This window comes from Gordonia sp. Swx-4, assembly GCF_030316175.1.
Lineage (GTDB): Bacteria > Actinomycetota > Actinomycetes > Mycobacteriales > Mycobacteriaceae > Gordonia > Gordonia alkanivorans.
The window spans coordinates 1,742,080-1,760,634 of sequence record NZ_CP128197.1; the positions used below are offsets into that span (position 1 = coordinate 1,742,080).

General features: G+C 69.4%; 15 protein-coding genes. 10 read left to right on the forward strand and 5 right to left on the reverse strand.

The window, feature by feature from the left end; genetic code table 11:
• The first annotated feature begins 103 nt into the window (after positions 1–103).
• Together PWF70_RS08025 and PWF70_RS08030 are read left to right on the forward strand one after the other, a co-directional pair.
• Complete coding sequence (locus PWF70_RS08025) at positions 104–1,378, forward strand: ATP-binding protein (protein WP_035750566.1); 1,275 nt, start codon at positions 104–106, stop codon at positions 1,376–1,378.
• Positions 1,375–2,121 (forward strand): LuxR C-terminal-related transcriptional regulator, encoded by a 747-nt coding sequence (locus tag PWF70_RS08030; protein ID WP_006360735.1) that lies wholly within the window; start codon positions 1,375–1,377, stop codon positions 2,119–2,121. The genes PWF70_RS08025 and PWF70_RS08030 overlap by 4 nt, the downstream gene beginning before the upstream one ends.
• A 92-nt stretch (positions 2,122–2,213) precedes the next feature.
• Here PWF70_RS08030 and PWF70_RS08035 read toward each other — a convergent pair whose 3' ends face one another.
• The gene (locus PWF70_RS08035) at positions 2,214–3,476 is read right to left on the reverse strand and encodes a serine/threonine-protein kinase (protein ID WP_035750568.1); all 1,263 of its coding nucleotides are present in this window, start codon (positions 3,474–3,476) and stop codon (positions 2,214–2,216) included.
• Positions 3,477–3,555: 79 nt separating this feature from the next.
• Between PWF70_RS08035 and PWF70_RS08040 the strand changes: the two genes are divergently transcribed.
• The 3 genes from PWF70_RS08040 (at position 3,556) to PWF70_RS08050 (ending at position 7,290) form a co-directional block, all read left to right on the forward strand.
• On the forward strand, positions 3,556–4,587 hold the full coding sequence (locus tag PWF70_RS08040; RefSeq protein WP_286352918.1) for an Rv2578c family radical SAM protein: 1,032 nt from the start codon (positions 3,556–3,558) through the stop codon (positions 4,585–4,587).
• Between the two features lie 289 nt (positions 4,588–4,876).
• Positions 4,877–5,644 carry a DnaE2-dependent mutagenesis accessory factor ImuA' gene (gene imuA', locus PWF70_RS08045; protein WP_035750570.1) on the forward strand — a complete coding sequence of 256 codons (768 nt, stop codon included), beginning with the start codon at positions 4,877–4,879 and terminating at the stop codon, positions 5,642–5,644.
• Positions 5,644–7,290: a DNA polymerase Y family protein gene (locus PWF70_RS08050; protein ID WP_006360739.1), complete on the forward strand. Its 1,647-nt coding sequence runs from the start codon at positions 5,644–5,646 to the stop codon at positions 7,288–7,290. The genes imuA' and PWF70_RS08050 overlap by 1 nt, the downstream gene beginning before the upstream one ends.
• 5 nt (positions 7,291–7,295) lie before the next feature.
• On the opposite strand, the gene PWF70_RS08055 is transcribed toward PWF70_RS08050, so the two are convergent.
• Positions 7,296–8,381 carry an alanine racemase gene (locus PWF70_RS08055; protein ID WP_006360740.1) on the reverse strand — a complete coding sequence of 362 codons (1,086 nt, stop codon included), beginning with the start codon at positions 8,379–8,381 and terminating at the stop codon, positions 7,296–7,298.
• Positions 8,378–10,318: an SDR family oxidoreductase gene (locus PWF70_RS08060; RefSeq protein WP_035750573.1), complete on the reverse strand. Its 1,941-nt coding sequence runs from the start codon at positions 10,316–10,318 to the stop codon at positions 8,378–8,380. The genes PWF70_RS08055 and PWF70_RS08060 overlap by 4 nt, the downstream gene beginning before the upstream one ends.
• 171 nt (positions 10,319–10,489) lie before the next feature.
• On the opposite strand from PWF70_RS08060, the gene PWF70_RS08065 reads away from it, so the two are divergent.
• On the forward strand, positions 10,490–13,774 hold the full coding sequence (locus PWF70_RS08065) for an error-prone DNA polymerase (protein WP_006359164.1): 3,285 nt from the start codon (positions 10,490–10,492) through the stop codon (positions 13,772–13,774).
• A 46-nt stretch (positions 13,775–13,820) separates the two neighbouring features.
• Positions 13,821–14,048 carry a DUF167 domain-containing protein gene (locus PWF70_RS08070; protein WP_006359165.1) on the forward strand — a complete coding sequence of 76 codons (228 nt, stop codon included), beginning with the start codon at positions 13,821–13,823 and terminating at the stop codon, positions 14,046–14,048.
• Here PWF70_RS08070 and PWF70_RS08075 read toward each other — a convergent pair.
• Both PWF70_RS08075 and PWF70_RS08080 read right to left on the reverse strand, forming a co-directional pair.
• Positions 14,045–14,509: a tRNA (cytidine(34)-2'-O)-methyltransferase gene (locus PWF70_RS08075; RefSeq protein WP_006359166.1), complete on the reverse strand. Its 465-nt coding sequence runs from the start codon at positions 14,507–14,509 to the stop codon at positions 14,045–14,047. The two genes, PWF70_RS08070 and PWF70_RS08075, sit on opposite strands and share 4 nt — an antisense overlap.
• Before the next feature lie 46 nt (positions 14,510–14,555).
• Positions 14,556–15,494: a serine/threonine dehydratase gene (locus PWF70_RS08080; protein ID WP_035750580.1), complete on the reverse strand. Its 939-nt coding sequence runs from the start codon at positions 15,492–15,494 to the stop codon at positions 14,556–14,558.
• A 55-nt stretch (positions 15,495–15,549) separates the two neighbouring features.
• Between PWF70_RS08080 and PWF70_RS08085 the strand changes: the two genes are divergently transcribed.
• The 3 genes from PWF70_RS08085 to PWF70_RS08095 all read left to right on the forward strand — a co-directional run bounded on the left by PWF70_RS08085 (position 15,550) and on the right by PWF70_RS08095 (position 18,549).
• The gene (locus PWF70_RS08085; RefSeq protein WP_196813013.1) at positions 15,550–16,455 is read left to right on the forward strand and encodes a bifunctional methylenetetrahydrofolate dehydrogenase/methenyltetrahydrofolate cyclohydrolase; all 906 of its coding nucleotides are present in this window, start codon (positions 15,550–15,552) and stop codon (positions 16,453–16,455) included.
• Positions 16,456–16,622: 167 nt separating this feature from the next.
• Positions 16,623–16,856: a DUF3017 domain-containing protein gene (locus PWF70_RS08090; protein WP_210735478.1), complete on the forward strand. Its 234-nt coding sequence runs from the start codon at positions 16,623–16,625 to the stop codon at positions 16,854–16,856.
• A gap of 163 nt (positions 16,857–17,019) precedes the next feature.
• A complete protein-coding gene (locus PWF70_RS08095; protein ID WP_035750896.1) occupies positions 17,020–18,549 on the forward strand; it encodes an Hsp70 family protein in 1,530 nt (509 codons plus the stop codon).
• The last annotated feature ends 6 nt before the right edge of the window (positions 18,550–18,555 follow it).

Sequence of the window (18,555 nt, forward strand, 5' to 3'; positions counted from 1 at the left end):
CCCGGGGGTGATCGGGGGGACGAACCTCCACCCCGAGACCGCGGGCACAGAAACAGGGGTGAACCCCGATGTCCGGATTCGTCGCCCGTGGGAACATCGAGGGGTGAGTGGAACGGAGGTGGAGCCTGCCCCGCGGCTGGTACGACGGGACGGCGGCCGGGTGGTCGCCGGGGTCGCCGGTGGCATAGCCGACCATCTGGGGGTCGACGTCTTCCGCGTCCGGATCGTGTTCGTGGTGCTCGCCGCGCTGGCCGGTGCCGGGGTCGCGGCCTACGGGCTGCTGTGGTTCTTCTGCCCACCCGGCAAGGACACCGCACCGCCCGCACCGGGCGAGCGCCGGCAGTCACTCGGACTCGCGGTGATCGGGCTCGTGGCGATGTCGGTCGTCGGCTTCGCCGCGTCGGGCACGCCCGCGGAATACCTCGTCCCCTTCGTGTTCGTCGCCATCGGCGCGAGCCTGGTGTGGCGCGAGTTCGACACCTCTCACCGCGCGCCGCGTGCCCCGCTGCTCACCTGGACACGGCTCATCGGCGGGGTGCTGCTGGTGGTCGGCGGATTGGTGGTGATCGTCCTCGCCGGCGATCGCAGCTTCGGCGGACTCAACTCGACGATCCTCGCGGTGATCGCGACCCTGATCGGCGTCGTGCTGCTCACCGTGCCGCTGTGGATGCGGATGTGGCGCGCCCTCAACGAGGAACGTGCCGCACGCATCCGCAATGCCGAACGCGAGGAGATCGCCTCGCACCTACACGATTCGGTGCTGCAGACCCTCGCACTGATCCAGAAGAAGGCCCATCGCCCGGAGGAGGTCGCGCGCCTCGCCCGCAGCCAGGAACGCGAGCTGCGTGCGTGGCTGTTCGGCGACCCCGCCCAGGAGCGCGGCTCGCTCGCCGCGGCGCTGCGCAGCGTCGGCGCGGAGGTCGAGGACGCCTACGGGGTCGAGGTCGAGATCATCACCGTCGGCGACCTGCGGCCCAGCGACGCACGTGATGCGAAGCGCTGGTCGGCGCTGGCGGGCGCGACCCGGGAGGCGCTGGTCAACGCGGCCAAACATTCCGGTGAGCGCACGGTCGACGTGTACAGCGAGGTGACCGACGATCAGGTCGAGGTGTTCGTCCGCGACCGCGGCGTCGGCTTCGACCCGGACGTCGTCGACGACGATCGCCAGGGCATCACCCGGTCGATCCGGGCGCGGATGGAACGGATGGGTGGCCGCGTGGCGATCACCTCGACACCGGGGCGCGGCACCAACGTCGCGCTCACGATGCCGCGCATCGACGGTGTGGCGGGGACCGAGGTCGCGGGCGAGGTCGCGGCGTCCCCGGTGGAACAGCTGCAGTCAGAGAACGAACCGACGGACGACCGGAAGGTGAGATGACGACCCCCGAGCAGACCCCGAACCCGACGGACACGACGGCCGACGCGGCAGCGTCGTACAACGCCGACGCCGCGGCGTCGACCTACACCGTGTACCTCGTCGACGACCACGCCGTGTTCCGTTCCGGGGTGCGCGCGGAACTGGCCGACGAGTCGGGGCTACGTGTGGTCGGGGAGGCGGGCGCCGTGCCGGAGGCGATCGCCGGGATCGTGGCCACCGCACCGGATGTGGTGCTCCTCGATGTCCACATGCCCGCCGGCGGCGGGGTCGCGGTGCTGCGGGGCGTCCTCGACCGGGTCGGCGCCGATGCGGAGACGGCGCCGGTCTTCCTCGCCCTCAGCGTCTCCGATGCCGCCGAGGACGTGATCGCGACGATCCGGGCAGGCGCCCGCGGGTATGTCACCAAGACGATCGACGGCGCCGAACTGGCCGACGCGGTGCGCCGGGTCGCCGAGGGCGATGCGGTGTTCAGCCCCCGGCTGGCCGGATTCGTGCTGGACTCGTTCACCGGGAAGTCGTCGGCGCCCGAACCGCCGCTGGACCCCGAACTCGACTCCCTCACCCGCCGTGAACTCGAGGTGTTGCGGCTGCTCGCCCGCGGCTACACCTACCGGGAGATCGCCGAGGAACTCTTCATCTCGATCAAGACAGTGGAGACGCACGCGTCGAACGTGCTGCGCAAGACCCAGCAGTCCAACCGGAACGCGCTGACCCGCTGGGCGGCCACGCGCCACATCGGGTAACCCCGCGGGAGCGTTGACCTCCCGCGGGTCCATTTCCCTCCCGCGGGCGCTAGCCGGAAAGCGGGAAGGAAATGGTCCCGCGGGATTGCGTATTACCGCAACAGTGCGATGGCGAGGACCACGAGCACCGCCAGCACCGCGAAGAACACGAACACCGACACCGCGAGCGCGGTGCTCGAGGTCACCGGGGTCCGGGTCGGTTCCCCGTAGCCGGGGTTCATCGGTTGACGGTGGGACGAAGACGACCGGGACGTCACCGAATACGGCGGCGGCGTCGACATCAGGGTCGGGGAGTGGTGCTCCTGCCGGGTGTGCGGGACATCGCGTGAGCCGCGGTCGCCGGCGATCGTGGGGGCGTAGGGCGGCAGCGTCGCGCCCGCCACCGGGCGGTGAGGTCCCGTCGTCGACGAACGGTTGTTACGTTGTGCCCACACCGGCGTACCGGTGCCGGGGCGGGTGATGAGGCCGGTGAGCACCTGGTCCTTGGTACCGCGCGAACCCGCCGCGAACGCGGTGAGGGCATCGCGCGCCTCCGCCATCGTCGGCCGCTTGGTCGGACTCGGTTCGAGCAGGCGCAGCAGGACGGGTTCGAGTTCGCCGGCCTTCGTCATCGGATTGATCCGCGCGCGAGCGACCTTGTGCAGCAAGGTGATCGAATTGTCGTCGACGCCGAACGGTGGTTGACCCTCGACCATCGTGTAGATCGTGGCGCCCAGCGAGTAGACGTCGGAGGCCTCCATCGGCTCCGCGCCGCGGGCCACCTCGGGCGCGAAATAGGCTGGGGTGCCGGTGATCACGCCGGTCTGGGTGAGGGTCACGTCGTCCTTGGCCCGCGAGATCCCGAAGTCGGTGATCTTGACGAGCCCGGCGTTACGGCCGCCCTCGGCGATCAGGATGTTGCCCGGCTTGATGTCGCGGTGCACGATGCCGGCCGCATGGGCCTCGACCATCGCATCGGCAACCTGTGCGCCGATCTGGGCTGCTTCCCTCGGCTCGAGTGTCGTTGTGGCATGCAGGATCTGCGCGACACTGCGCGACGGCAGGTATTCCATCACCAGCCACGGCTCACCGCGGTCGAGGGCGACGTCGTGCATGGCGATGGCGTTGCGATGCGAGAGCTTCGCCGCGATGCGACCTTCGCGCATGGCCCGCTTGCGGACGTTGTCCGCGGAATCCTCGGTGAGGCCCTCGGTGGAGATGACCTGTTTGACGGCCACCTCGCGATCGAGGAGCTGATCGCGGGCCAGCCACACCGTGCCCATGCCGCCGCCACCGATCCGCGACTTCAGGCGGTATCGGCCGGCCACCAGGTACTGGGGACCTGGGGCATGATGGGTTCCGACGGACGGTGGCATACGGCGATGATAGCCGCGAGGGGTCGTCGGCGGGCACTCCGCTTGACAGCCGGATCGCACATGTGTTCGACTCGCTCTCATGCGATGGTCCGAGCAGGCGGTCGAGGCTGACGACGGGGCGCTCCCCGGGCTGAGCCGCTCCGGCCTGGTGCGGTCGGTGCGGACGCCCGACTTCGAGGGTGTCACCTTCCACGAGGTGCTGGCGAAGAGTGCTCTCAATCGTGTCCCGGAAGCATCTCATCTCCCGTTTCAGTTCACTGTCAACACTTTTCGCGGATGCACTCACGCGTGCCGCTATTGTTTCGCCCGGCCGACGCACGAGTACCTCGACCTCGACGCGGGCAAGGACTTCGACTCCCAGGTGGTCGTGAAGCTGAACGTGGCCGCGGTGCTGCGCAAGGAGCTCAAACGCCGCTCGTGGACGCGGGAGACCGTCGCCCTGGGGACCAACACCGACCCGTATCAGCGCGCGGAGGGTCGGTACAAGCTCATGCCGGGTGTGATCGCCGCGCTCGCGGAGTCCCGGACCCCGTTCTCGATCCTCACCAAGGGGACGCTGATCCGGCGCGATCTGCCGCTGCTGCGACAGGCGGCGGGTCAGGTCCCGGTGGGCATCGGCATCTCGCTGGCGATCATCGACCCGGATCTGCAGAGGAAGGTCGAACCCGGCACCCCGTCGCCGCAGGCCAGGCTCTCGCTGATCCGCGACCTCGCCGACGCCGGCCTCGCCCCGCACGTGATGGTCGCACCGGTCATCCCGTATCTGACGGATGCGAGATCTCATCTCGACGAGCTGCTCGGGGCGCTCGCCGACGCGGGGGCGGCGGGCGTGACCGCGTTCCCGATACACCTGCGGTCCTCGACCAAGCCGTGGTTCCTGGAATGGCTGGCCGAGGAACATCCGGCGCTGATCCGTAGGTACCGCGGTCTCTACGGGCGCGGTGCCTACGTGACGCCGGAGTACTCGTCGTGGTTGCGGGAGCGGATGCAACCGATGGTTCAGCGGCACGGGCTGGCCGGCTCTGGTGGCCTGCGGCAGTCCGGCTCGGACGCGGGGTCGCCCGGGTCCGTGGCCGCACCCGAACTGCAGCACGCACTCACCCTGTTCTGACGGCCCTTGCTCCCCGCGCCTGAAGCAGCGAGGCGGGGATACGCAGCTGTTCGCCTTCTTCTGTGACGAAAGATGCTCCAGTGCAACGTGTTATGTCTGGTCGCGGGTCGCCGATCGGTCTCGGTTGACGCTTGTCGGTGGGTGGTCCTACTCTCTGATCATCGAAACAATGTTCGAATGATCGGCGGACGAGATCACCCTCTCGGATCATTCCCACGGCGGTTCGAGAACCAGATGGCGCAGCACCTTCCCGGCTCGCTCGAGAACCACCACGCGACTGGAGAGTGTCATGGATGTGTCGTCCCGTACGGATGAGTTGGCCGGCCTCCGCCGACGCATGGCGGCGATGTCGGGACGTCCCGACCGGCATGCAGTGGAGACGCGCGATCCGGCCACCGGCGTGCTGCCGATTCCGGAGCCGCTGTCAGAGATACTGCCGCACAATGGGATTCCTCGCGGAACGGTCGCCCGGTTCGACGGTGCCAACTCGTTGCTGATCGCGATGATCGCGTCGGCCACCCGTGCGGGTGGCCAGGTCGGGATCGTCGGGATGCCCCGGCTGAGCCTGTTGTCGGCGGTGGAGATGGGTGCGGACCTCTCGCGCATCGCCACCATTCCCGATCCCGGCCTCGATCCGGTGGAGGTCGCCGCGGTCCTGCTCGACGGCATGGACCTGGTGGTGCTCGGCCGTGTGGGGCCGGGTACGGCGGATGCGGTCGCCCCGTCGCGTGCACGCGTGGTGATGGGACGCGTCCGCAAGCAGTCGTCGGTCCTGCTGGTCGCCGGTGGTACCTGGCCGGGTGCGCAGCTGACCATCGAGGCGCGAGTGCTCACCTACCGGCACAGTCCGCTGCTGTCCGGCGCCACCGACCTGGACTCCGCACGCAGCGGATACGGCCGCATCGGCGGAATGAGACTGCAGGTCACGGCATCAGGACGCGGCAGACAGACCCAGAGCACCGAGGTCGACCTCCTGGCACGAGGTCAGGGTGCCGACCGCTCGGTGGAGATGGTCTCGACGACGAGCACTCGTCCGGTCCTCGCGGTCGCGAACTGATGACACGGCAGGAACTCACCAGGCGGACTCTCGCGCTCTGGTGCCCGGACTGGCCGGCGATGGCGGCGGCCGCCGAGGCCGACCTGCCGCCGCTGCATCCGGTGGCGGTGCTGTCGGCGAACCGGGTGGTCGCCTGCTCGTCGACCGCCCGGGCCGTCGGCGTCCGGCGCGGCATGCGCAAACGCCAGGCGCAGGCGCTGTGCCCGGAGATGACCGTCGTCGCGGCCGACGAGGTCCGCGACGGCCGGCTGTTCGATCCGGTGGTGGCCGCGGTGGCCGACGTGATCCCGACCCTCGAGGTGCTCCGGCCGGGTCTGCTGGTGATCCCCGGTGATCGGGCGGCTCGCTACTTCGGCGGCATGGAGGCGCTCGCCGAGGAGCTCGTCGACGTCGTGTCGGCCTGCGGCATCGAATCGCAGGTCGGCATCGCCGACGAGATCTTCACCGCGGTCCTGGCCGCGCGGCGCGGCCACCAGGTGGAGCCGGGTGGGGACCGGGCCTATCTCGCCGGCCGGCCCATCGCCGATCTCGCCCTCGAACCGAGCATGAGCGACCCGTCGCGTGTCGAGCTGGTGGATCTGTTGCGGCGTCTGGGGATAGGCACCATCGGCGCATTCGCCGAGATGGACATCGCCGACGTGGCGACCCGCTTCGCCCGGGACGCGGTGCTCGCGCACCGTCTGGCCAACGCGTTGCCGGGCCGCGTGCCGTCGGGCCGCCACCTGCCGGCCGAACTCGATGTCGACCACACCTGCGATCCGCCAGTCGACCGCATCGATGCCGCGGCGTTCATCGGCCGCACCCTCGCCGAGAAGCTCCACCAACGACTGCGCGACGCCGCCGTTGCTTGCACCCGACTCACCATCGAGGCGACCACCGAACGCGGACAACAGCATTCGAGGACGTGGAATTGTGCGCAGCCGCTGACCCCGGAGACCACCGCGGACCGTATCCGATGGCAGTTGGAGGGCTGGCTGACCGGTGGCCGGCGAGGGAACAGCCGGGCGAGAGGGCAGGTCAAGGACACCCGCCCCGACTCGCCGATCGTGCGCCTGCGGCTGGAGCCGGTGGAGGTCGTCGAGGCCGGTGCCCTGCACTACCAGCTCACGGAAACGCTCGCGGGTGGCTCGGCGGTCGACCCCGACGTCGAAGAACGCGCTCGACGTTCCCTGGTCCGCATCCAGGGGTTGCTGGGCGGCGATGCCGTGCGCATCCCGGTGCTCAGCGGTGGCCGCGGACCAGCCGAACGGATCACGATGGTGTCCCTCGGCGACGAACGGACACCGCGTCGCGACCCGTCCGCGCCGTGGCCCGGGCACCTGCCGCAACCCACCCCGACGGTTCTGGTGGAGACGGCGATCAGCGTGCTCGACGCCCTCGGTCAACCCGTGCGGGTGACCGACCGGGGAGCGTTCACCGCCGAACCGGTGACCGTCCGGCTGTCGGAGACGACGGGTGGCGGAAAAGGCCGGAAGACGAGCTGGGGGTTGTGCTGGTGGGCCGGTCCGTGGCCGGTCGGAATGGACCGCGCATCCGCGGCGGGAACCGAACTGATCGCGCGGGCTCAGGTGCTGCTCGACGACTCACGCGCCCTGCTGCTCTGTTACCGCGGCGGTGAGTGGATCGTCGAAGGGGTCTACGAGTGAGGGCCTCAGTTGTTGCGGCCCCGCGCGATCACCGGCCAACGGGTGTCCGAGCCGTCGATCGCCACCAGCTCGTCGACGAGGTTGACCGCGTTGCACACGTGATTCGGCACCACGCGAACAAAACTCCCGATACCGGGGATGCGCTCGTCGGACGACCCGGCCGGGAACTCCACCACCGCATGATGTTCCGACAGCATCACGATGCGGGCGTCGTGATGATCGAGGAGCCGGCCGTACCCGGTCGCCCAGGCGGCGCGGTCGGCACCGAGGATCTTGCTGCCCGCGTCGAGGACGACCCGGTGGTTGTCACGGCGCACCACCGTCGCGACCGCGGTCAACGAGACCTCGTCGAAGCCGCACGAGCCGATCTCCACCTGCTGTGCGTCGTTGAACGGGTACACGCCGGGCCGGATCTCGGTCAGGACGTTCGCCTGCTCGGCGTCGAGCAGGCCGACCGTCGGGGTCGAGCCACCACTGCGTACCCGCGGTTCGATTCCGTTGGCGCGCAATCCGTCTGCCGCCGTCGCCAGTGCGGCCAGCTCCTGGGTGGCCGCGTCGCGTCGGGTGTCGCCGAGGCCGTAGGAGTGGCCGGGGAAGGTGAACACGCCGATCACGTCGAGTCCCTCCGCGACACCCGCCGCGCCGACCGAACCGGCCAGTTCGGGGGTGACGCCGGTGCGGTGCTGGCCGGAGTCGACCTCGACGAGCACCTGCAACCGGGCCGGACCCACCGCGGAGGCGAGATGCCGTGCGCCGGCGAGCGAATCGATCCCCAATCGCAGGGTGACCCGCTCGGCGAGGGCGCGGAGTCGAGCTGCCTGGCCAGCGGTCGGCCACAACGGGTACGCGATGAAGATGTCGGTGCACCCGGTGACATCCGCGGCATCGGCGAATGCCTCGGCCTCGCCGATGGTCGCCACGGTCAGGCCGACCGCGCCGTGCTCGATCTGCAGGCGGGCGATCTCGGCGCATTTGTGAGTCTTGGCGTGTGGCCGCACGTCGACCCCGACGCTCCGGGCTGCTCCGGCGAGGGCGGCGAGGTTGCGGTCCAGGCGGTCGACGTCGACCTCGAGGTACGGGGTGTCGATCACGCGTCGCGACCACCCGAACGGCGGGCACGCCCCATCGCTGCCGCCGACTCGCCGAACAGCAGGTACTCCAGATGCAGGATGCGGGTGGTCAGGTCGGGCGTGAAGCGGTGCCCGATCTCGGCGATCGTCCCGACGACCGAGCTGACCCGCTTGGGCCGGTCGACGATCGCGTGCAACACGCGGGACGCGGCCTTGTCCACATCCCAGGTGCCGGGCTGGTTGTCGTAGGCCTCGGTGGGCGAGATCATCCGCGTCTTCACCAGCGGCAGACGCACATTGGAGAATGTGACGTGGTCGGAGACGGTCTCGGTGCCGGTGACGTCGCTGAACGCCTCCAGTGCCGCCTTCGACGCCGCGTAGGCACCGAAGCGCGGTCCGCGGGACTGCACCGCGATCGAGGTCACGTTGACCACATGTCCCGACCGCCGGGCCACCATGTGCGGCAGGAGTCCGAGGATGAGGTTGACCGCGCCGAAGTAGTTGACCGCCATGACCCGGTGGTAGTCGTGCGAGCGCTGTACAGAGTTCACGGTGGCGCGCCGGATGGACCGGCCGGCGTTGTTGACCAGCACGTCGACGTGACCGTGCTCGGCGAGCACCGACTTGATCAGTGCGTTGACCGACTCCTCGTCGGTGATGTCGCACTGGTAGGCCACCGCCCGGCCCGGCGGGATGCCCTTCTTGCTGGTCGTCGAATTCAATTCGTCTGCGGCGGAATCGAGTTCCTCGGCAGACCGGGCCACGATCATCACGTTGGCGCCGTGGGCGACACACATCCGGGCGGTGGCCTTGCCGATACCGCTCGACCCGCCGGTGATGAGGATGTTCTTGCCCACCAGCGGACCCCGGGGGTCACGGCGCCGGTTGCGGGAGCGGTCGAGGTGGGCAGACCAGTACTGCCACAGGCCGGGTGCGTACTCGGTGAAGTCGGGAACGCTGATCCCGTGCTCGTGGAGGACGGCGTGGGTGGCGTCGGAGGAGAAGTCCACCGGCAACGACACCGCGTCGAGCACCGCTGACGGGATACCTTGTTGGGCGGCAAGGAGATTGCGTCCGACGCGGGCGGGTCCCATGGCTGACAGAGCGAGCGCGGGCTCGACCACCGAGTGCGGGATGGCATCGAAACCGCGGGGCGCTCCGAATGCCGGGGCGAGGGCGTTGTACATCTCGGTGGTGGTGAGCGAACGCCGGTCGCCGAGATGGAACACCAATCCGCTGCGTTCGGGGTCCACGGCGATGAGCGCGACCATCGCGGCGGCGACGAAGTCGACGGGCACCATGTTGAGCGTGCCGAGGTCGGGCATCGGCAACCGCAGTCTCGACGGCAGGTGGCCGAGCGCGGCGAGATGCCCGAAGAAGTAGTAGGGACCGTCGATCTTGTCCATCTCGCCGGTTCGCGAGTCGCCGACCACGATCGACGGCCGATACACGCGCCACCGCAGGCCCTCGCGCTCGCGGACGACCCGCTCCGCCTCGAACTTTGTCCGGTGATATGCCGTCGGAAAACCTTGGCCGACTTCGAAATCGGCTTCGGTGAACCGGCCGCGATGATCGCCGGCGACGGCGACCGAGGACACGTGGTGGAACAGGGCGTCGTGGGTGATGGCGAAGTCGGCGACGCGAGAGGTGCCGATGACGTTGGCCGCGCGCTGCGACTCGGCGTCGGCGGCCATGTCGTAGATCGCGGCGAGATGGACCACGTGGTCGAACTCCGGCAGGTCATGCGTGTCGAGGCCGAGGCCCGGGCTGGTCAGGTCCCCGACGACCGGGGTCACCCGACCGGTGGCACCGAGCTCGTCGAGCAGGGCGTCGAACGCCGATCGTGAGGATTCGCGAACCAGGGCGTGGATGGTCGCGCCGGGGTCGACGGTCAGAAGTCGATCGATGACGCGTCGGCCGATGAATCCGCTGCCTCCGGTGATGAAGTAGCTGGTCATGTTGGGATCCCATCATGTGAGCGGGCATGTCGCCCGCTGGATGTCCTCGTCCCCCCGATGGGAGATGGAATCTGTCTGATACTCAGAGTTGCACTTACTTGTGCCGAGCGCAACGACCGCGGGGCGGGAATCGAGATGTTCATTCGAATGCATGTTCGATAGACTGCTCGGGTGGGCTGGGATCAGGGACCACCGACGTGGTCGGAGATGGAGCGGGTGCTCTCCGGTCGGGCACCCGACGGCGGGCGTCCGGGTACCGCTTTCGGCCCCGATGACAGCGACCACGCCATGTTCCCGGGCGACGGCGGCGACAGCCCGGCCTGGTCGCGCAAACGCGGCGCCTACCAGGCGGAGGACATCGCGCGCGGCTCGTCGTCGGTGGCCTATGCCGAACTCCACGCCCACAGCTCGTACAGCTTCCTCGACGGCGCGTCGATGCCGGAGGAGCTGGTCGAGGAGGCGGAACGGCTCGGACTGCAAGCGCTGGCCGTCACCGATCACGACGGCTTCTACGGCATCGTCCGGTTCGCCGAGGCCGCCCGCGAGTTCGGCATGCCGACGGTCTTCGGTGCCGAGCTGTCGCTGGAACCCGACATCGCCCGGAGCGGCCTCAACGATCCACCGGGAGAACACCTGCTGGTCCTCGCCCGCGACGGCGAGGGCTACCGGCGGCTGTCGCGGACCATCGCCGAGGCACACATGGTGGCGGGCGAGAAGGGCTTGCTGCGTTACGACCGCGACGCCCTGTCCGGCGCCGGCGACGGACACTGGCTGATCCTCACCGGCTGCCGGAAGGGCGCGGTCCGGCGGGCGCTGGACCGCGGCGGTGTCCCGGCCGCGGAGATCGCGCTGCGGGAGATGATCGAGACCTACGGTCACGGCAACGTCGTCCTGGAACTCACCGCCCAGGGCATGCCCGACGACGACGAACGCAATGCGGTGCTCGCCGGTCTCGCCGCACGCGCCGGGGTGCCGACGGTCGCCACCACGGGTGCGCACTTCGCCGCACCCCGACGCCGCCGGCTGGCGATGGCGATGGCGGCGGTTCGGGCACGCACCGACATCGAGACCATCGCCGGCTGGATGCCGGGGGTCGCCGGCGCACACCTGCGCAGCGGCGACGAGATGGCCCGGCTGATGCCCGCTCACCTCGACGCGATCGACAACGCGGTCGGCATCGCCGCAGACTGCGCCTTTCGGCTCGGTCTGATCGCGCCGGAGTTGCCGCCGTTCGACGTGCCGGAGGGGTACACCGAGGCCAGCTGGTTGCGCGAACTCACCATGACCCGCGCCCGGCGCCGATACGGCACACCCGTCGAACATCCGCAGGCCTACCGGCAGATCGAACACGAACTCGCCATCATCGAAACCCTCACGTTCCCCGGCTATTTCCTCGTCGTCGCCGACATCGTCGACTTCTGCAAGGCCAACGACATCCTGTGCCAGGGCCGGGGGAGCGCCGCCAACTCGGCGGTCTGTTACGCCCTGGGGATCACCAACGTCGACCCGGTCGCCAACAAGCTGCTGTTCGAGCGGTTCCTCGCCCCCGAACGCGACGGGCCGCCCGACATCGACGTCGACATCGAGTCCGACCGTCGTGAGGAGGCCATCCAGTACGTCTACCGCCGGTACGGCCGGGATCGCAGCGCGCAGGTGGCCAACGTCATCACCTACCGAGGCAAGTCGGCGATCCGGGACATGGCGAGGGCGCTGGGATATGCGCCCGGGCAGCAGGATGCCTGGGCCAAGTCCCCGGACGCCGCGCCATCCGACGTGACCGATCTGGCCGGTGAGATCCTCGGTATGCCAAGGCATCTGGGTATCCACTCCGGTGGCATGGTGATCTGTGACCGGCCCATCGCCGACGTCTGCCCCACGGAGTGGGCGCGGATGGAGAACCGCAGCGTGCTGCAGTGGGACAAGGACGACTGCGCGGCCATCGGGCTGGTCAAGTTCGACATGCTCGGTCTCGGGATGCTCTCGGCGCTGCACTACGCGATCGATCTGGTCGCCGAGCACAAGGGCATCGAGGTCGATCTCGCCACGCTCGACCTCGCCGAACCGGCGGTCTACGAAATGCTGTGCCGCGCCGACTCGGTCGGTGTGTTCCAGGTGGAGTCCCGCGCCCAGATGGCGACCCTGCCGCGGCTGAAACCGCGCTGCTTCTACGACCTGGTCGTCGAGGTGGCGTTGATCCGCCCCGGACCCATCCAGGGCGGTTCGGTGCATCCCTTCATCAAACGGCGCAACGGAGACGAGCCGGTCACCGTCGAACACCCGTCGATGCACAAGGCCCTCGAGCGGACGCTGGGTGTGCCGCTGTTCCAGGAGCAGCTGATGCAGCTGGCCGTCGACGTCGCGGGTTTCGACGCCTCCGAGGCAGACCAGCTGCGTCGGGCGATGGGTTCCAAACGGTCGCCGGAGAAGATGGAACGCCTGCGCAAACGCTTCTATGCCGGCATGGAGAAGCTCCACGGCATCACCGGGGACACCGCCGACCGCATCTTCGAGAAGATGGCCGCCTTCGCCAACTTCGGCTTCCCGGAGAGTCATTCGCAGAGTTTCGCGTCGCTGGTCTTCTACTCGTCGTGGTTCAAGCTGCATCACCCGGCCGCGTTCTGCGCGGCGCTGCTGCGGGCGCAACCGATGGGTTTCTACTCGCCGCAGACCCTGGTCGCCGACGCCCGCCGGCACGGGGTGGCGGTCCATCGCCCCGACATCAACGCTTCTCTTGCTCACGCGACGCTGGAGAACGAGGGCCTCGACGTGCGGCTGGGGCTCGACGAGGTGCGCGGGGTCGGGGAGGAGGTGGCCCAGCGGATCGTCGACCGGCGCGCCGACGGCCCGTACACCGACATCACCGACGTCTCCCGCCGGGCCGCGTTGAGCGCCAAGGAACTCGAGGGTCTCGCCGGGGCCGGGGCCTTCGACGGTTTCGGTCTCAGCAGGCGACAGGCGCTCTGGGAGGCCGGGGCGGCCGCGACCGTTCGTGACGACCAGCTGGAACTGCGATCGGCGGGTGCCACGCCGACGCTGCCCGGCCTGTCCGACATCGAGCTGGCGGCCACCGACGCCTGGGCCACCGGTATCACCCCGAAGTCGTATCCGACGCAGTTCCTGCGCCCTCGGCTCGACGCGATGGGGGTGGTGGCCGCGGACCGGTTGCTGTCGGTGCCCGACGGCGCGCGCGTACTGATCGGCGGCGCGGTGACCCACCGCCAACGACCTGCGACGGCCTCCGGCGTGACCTTCATCAACCTCGAGGACGAAACCGGAATGGTCAACGTGGTGTGTTCCGTCGGCCTCTGGGCGCGGTACCGTGTATTGGCACAGACCGCACCGGCATTGCTGGTGCGCGGTCGGGTACAGAATGCCGAAGGCGCCGTGACCGTCGTCGCAGATCGTTTGCAGCGCATGGATCTTCGAGTGGGAACCAGATCCAGAGACTGGCAGTAGCCCGTGAGGGCCTGCCGGAGTGACAAACTACGAATCGGGGACATCGATGTCGCAGCAGGTCGTGGTGACCGTCAAGCCGAAGAGCAGCAAGGGGCCGCTGGTGGAAGCCGGCCCCGACGGAACCCTCACCATCTACGTTCGCGAACCCGCCACCGAGGGTCGTGCCAACAAGGCGGTCGCCGAACTGCTCGCCTCACATCTCGGCGTACCCAAGAGCAAGGTCGCGCTCATCGGCGGGGCCACCGCCCGCACCAAGCGGTACCGCGTCGACTAAACGGCGCCGGCGAAACCGTTCTGCCGCCATGCCTCGTAGACGACGATGCTCGCCGCGTTGGCGAGGTTGTGTGATCGACGGCCGGCGAGCATCGGGATGCGCACCCGGTCGGTGACCTCGGGTTCGGCGAGAACCTCGTCGGGCAGACCCGTGGGTTCCGGACCGAACAACAGCACATCGCCGGGCCGGTAGTCGACATCGGTGTGATAGCGCTCCGCGTGTGCGGTGAACGCGAACACCCGCTCGGGCTTCAGCGTGGTCCACGCCGTCACCAGGTTGGGATGCACGGTTACATTGGCCATTTCGTGATAGTCCAGCCCCGCCCGCTTGACCTGGGCGTCGGACATCGAGAACCCCAACGGTTCGATGAGGTGCAGTTCGCACCCGGTGTTGGCGGCCAGCCGGATCGCGTTTCCGGTGTTCGGCGGGATGCAGGGTTGATAGAACATGATCCGGAACATGATGTGCCCAGCGTAGTCGCACGGCTCGGCGTCGATGACGGCGCCGCTACAGGTCGGAGCCCGTGTTTGCCCCGCACAGCACGATGCACAGCGTCGAATCCGGTTCCGGCCGAACCGCTCCGGTGGTCACCGCGGCGACGGCGGCAGCGGTGCCGTGTTCGACGAGGATGCGGTGCGAGTCCCACAGCATCCGCCGCGCGGCGATGAGCTGGTCGTCGGTCACCAGCACGCTGTCGACGCCGGGGTGCTGCGCGGCGGTCTCCCAGCAGATGTCACCGACGCGGGTGGCGCCGAGGGAGTCGGCGGCGACGCTCTCGAGTTCGACCGGGACCGGCGACCCCGCTGCCCGCGCCTGGTGAAGACATGACGCCCCGAGGGGTTCGGCACCCACGAGACGGTCGCCCGGACGCAGGGTCGCCGCGAGGCCCGCGATGAGGCCACCGCCACCGACACAGACCACGGTGGTCAGCGGACCGGGGATGTCCTCGGTCACCTCGAGGCCGATCGTGCCCGCACCCGCGACGATGTCGGGCAGGTCGTAGGCATGCAGCGGGAGCGCGCCGGTGGTGGCGGCGAGTTCGACGGCGGCGTCGGCGGCGTCCTGATAGCGCAGCCCGACGAGGTGCACCTGCGCACCCAGGGTTCGCAACGTCTGGACCTTGACCTCGGGCGCGGTTTCCGGGATCACGACGGTGCACGGCACGCCGGCGATCCGTGCGGCCCAGGCGGCGCCGATCGCGGCGTTGCCTCCCGACGCGACGAGAACCCCGGCGTCGGTCAGTGTTCCCTCCGCGCGTGCGTGCAGCGTCGCCCACAGGCTGCCCCGCACCTTGAAACAGCCGCCGAGCTGGAGGTATTCGAGTTTGAAGACGACGTCCCGGGGACCGTCGACGGACTCGATGGCGGTGCGCAGCGTCGGTGTCCGCCGCACGAGCGGGGAGATGGTTGCCGCAGCGAGGTCGACGTCGGCCCGTGTTGCTCTCACGGCACAGACAGTAGTGGCTCACAGCAGAGTCGCCGTGGATGGAAGAATGTCGGGCGTGACCGCGATACGACTGGACGGCAAGACCACGCGCGACGAGATCTTCGCAGATCTCACCGAACGGGTGAACACACTGCGCGAGGCGGGCATCACCCCCGGTCTGGGCACCGTGCTCGTGGGCGACGACCCGGGCTCGCAGTCCTATGTGAAAGGCAAGCACTCGGACTGCGCCCGCATCGGGGTGGCCTCCATCCGCAAGGACCTCCCGGCCGACACGACCACCGAGCAGCTCAACGCCGCGATCGACGAACTCAACGCCGACCCGGCCTGCACCGGATACATCGTGCAGCTGCCGCTGCCCAAGCACCTCGACGAGAACGCGGCGCTCGAGCGGATCGACCCGCTCAAGGACGCAGACGGACTCCACCCCATCAACCTCGGGCGACTCGTACTCGGCAAGGAGTCGACGCTGCCGTGTACACCGCGCGGCGTCATCCACCTCCTTCGTCGTTATGACGTCCCGATCGCCGGTGCCCGCGTCACCGTCGTGGGTCGCGGTGTCACCATCGGCCGGCCTATCGGTCTGCTGCTGACGCGCCGCAGCGAGAACGCCACGGTCACCCTCTGCCACACCGGCACCGCAGATCTCCGGTCGGAGGTCGAGCGCGCCGACATCGTCGTCGCGGCCGCCGGCGTGCCGCATCTGATCACCAAGGACATGGTGAAGCCGGGTGCCGCGGTCATCGACGTGGGCGTCAGCCGGACCGACGACGGCCTGGTCGGCGACGTCCATCCCGACGTGTGGGAGGTCGCCGGACACGTCTCGCCGAACCCGGGCGGGGTCGGACCGCTGACGCGCGCGTTCCTGCTCGTCAACGTCGTCGAGCGGGCCGAGCAGCAGCTCGCCGCCCAGCAGGCCGCTGCCGGCGCCGTCGCCGGGGTTGAGGGCGGCGGCACGGCGTGAGCCCGGACGAGCCGCGCGTCGGTCCCGCCGGAGCGGATCTGCCCTCGTCGGATCCGAATCGGTTGCGGCCGCCGGCCTCCGGTGACGGACATCACGATGCCGAGCCCGGGTCCGAGCCGGTGCGGGGGGTGCGTGCGGTTCTCGTCCAGATCCCGTACCTGCTGGTCATGCTGGGTGTCCTGGCGGCTGCCCTGCTCGTGATGTTCGACCGATGGCGACGCGGATCCTTCGTGTTCGGTGCGGCGCTTCTCGTCGGAGCGCTGCTCCGTGCGTTCATCCCGTCGTCTCAGGCGGGATTGCTGCAGGTCAGAGGGAAATTGTTCGACGTATCGGTGATGGCGACGGTCGGCGGTGTGATGCTCTGGCTCGCCACATCGATCGACTCTCTGGGCACGGATTGATTACAATAGAGACCTGAGCGTGACCTTCAGAACGAGTGGTCGCGCCTGACCAGGCAACTCTCTGCCGAGCAGCACCGAGTACGACGCTGGGGCAGACGCACCGACCGCTGGAGTACGTATCACCGCAACACCGACCGATGACCATGTGAACGAAGCGACGTCGATGGGCGTGTCGGCAGGCGCCGGCATGATCCACTACGTCCTGCTGACGCGTGACGATCTCGGCCGCAGCGTGGTGGATTCCCGCGTCATCGACGTCGACCCGACCGACGGTCTCGACGGTGCGGGCCGCGTCAACGCCGGCATCGACGTCATGCTCGGCGCCGCCCGCGAGGCGGGCGCCCGGGTGGGTCCGATCGGAGTGGCTGCCCGGACCGCCGCTCAACGACGCCACCTGCGATCGCGGGGGAGCGGCCCCCGTCGCCAGATCCGGTTGGTCGGCGAGGACGAGGCCGTGGTCGCCTACCTCGCCGACACCGGCGAGATCGATCGATTCTCCACCGCCGTCGTCGTCGACTGCGGCGACACCGGCATGTCGATCTACACCGTCGATCCGCGCAGTCGCCGGATCACGGGGGTCGAACGCTCGACGGTCCTCAGCGGACGTCGTCTCGACCGTGCCATCGCCGCGAACCTCACCGCCGACAATCCGTCGCTCGGGGACGCCGCGCGCAGCCGCGCCGGCCGCAGCGAGTTGCTCAGCGCCTGCCGGACGGCGAAAGAAGAGATCTCCTACGGACATTCGGGGTCCGGCGGTCCCTCGGTGGCACTCCCGGGCGGTGCCGGGCGGGTCGCGCTGACCGAATCCCATGTGGCGGACGCGGTGGCGCCGATGGTCCGCGAGGCGCGCGAGGTGTTCGACCGATACGTCGCCGAAGCGTCCGCCCGCGGAGTCGACCCCGATGCGGTGGTCTTCGTCGGCGGTCTCGCCAATCTCCCTGCGGTCCGCGACCTGGCCCGCGGCCACGACTTCGACACGGTCTGCCCGTCGACCCCGGAACTGGTCGCGGCGACTGGTGCGGCTCTCCTGGCCGGCGAAACCTATTCGGGCACTACCCGGCTCGCCTTCATCGGCGGACAACGGCAGCGCGAGTGGCTGTCGGCCACACCGCTCGCGGTTGCGGGCGCGATCATCGCCGCGGCCCTGATCACCGTCTATGCGGTCAGCTCGTCGTTCGCCGAACGTCAGATCACCGAGCCGTCGTCGACGGTGAGTAGCGTCCCCGCCGCCGCCACGACGAGCGAGCAGAGCTCCGAGCCGGCGCCGACGACCACCTCGGCCCCGGTGACGCAGATCCCGGACCAGCCGGTCGAGCAGACCTACGAGCAGCCCACCCAACCGCTGCAACCGGTTGAGCCGCCGGCGTGGAACCAGCAGCCGGGCTGGGCCACCACCGAATTGCCGCCGACCGCGCCGTCGACCGGGACGAGCACACGCACGTTGTCGCCGTTCCCGTGGCCGACGCTGCCGTTCGCGCCGGGCTCGACACCCCCGATCCCGCCGACGCTGTTGCCCAAGGAGATCCGGCCGCGGAACACCACGCCGGCTCCGCCGCCGCTGACGCCGACACCGAACAGATCGGTACCCAATCGGTCGTCGGGGTCATCGCCTCGCGAAGAGACGCCGGAATCCGGAGCCGTGCGGACGGCACCACCGGCGTCGTCGAGCACCCCGGTACCAGTCCCGCGCTGAGCGCAG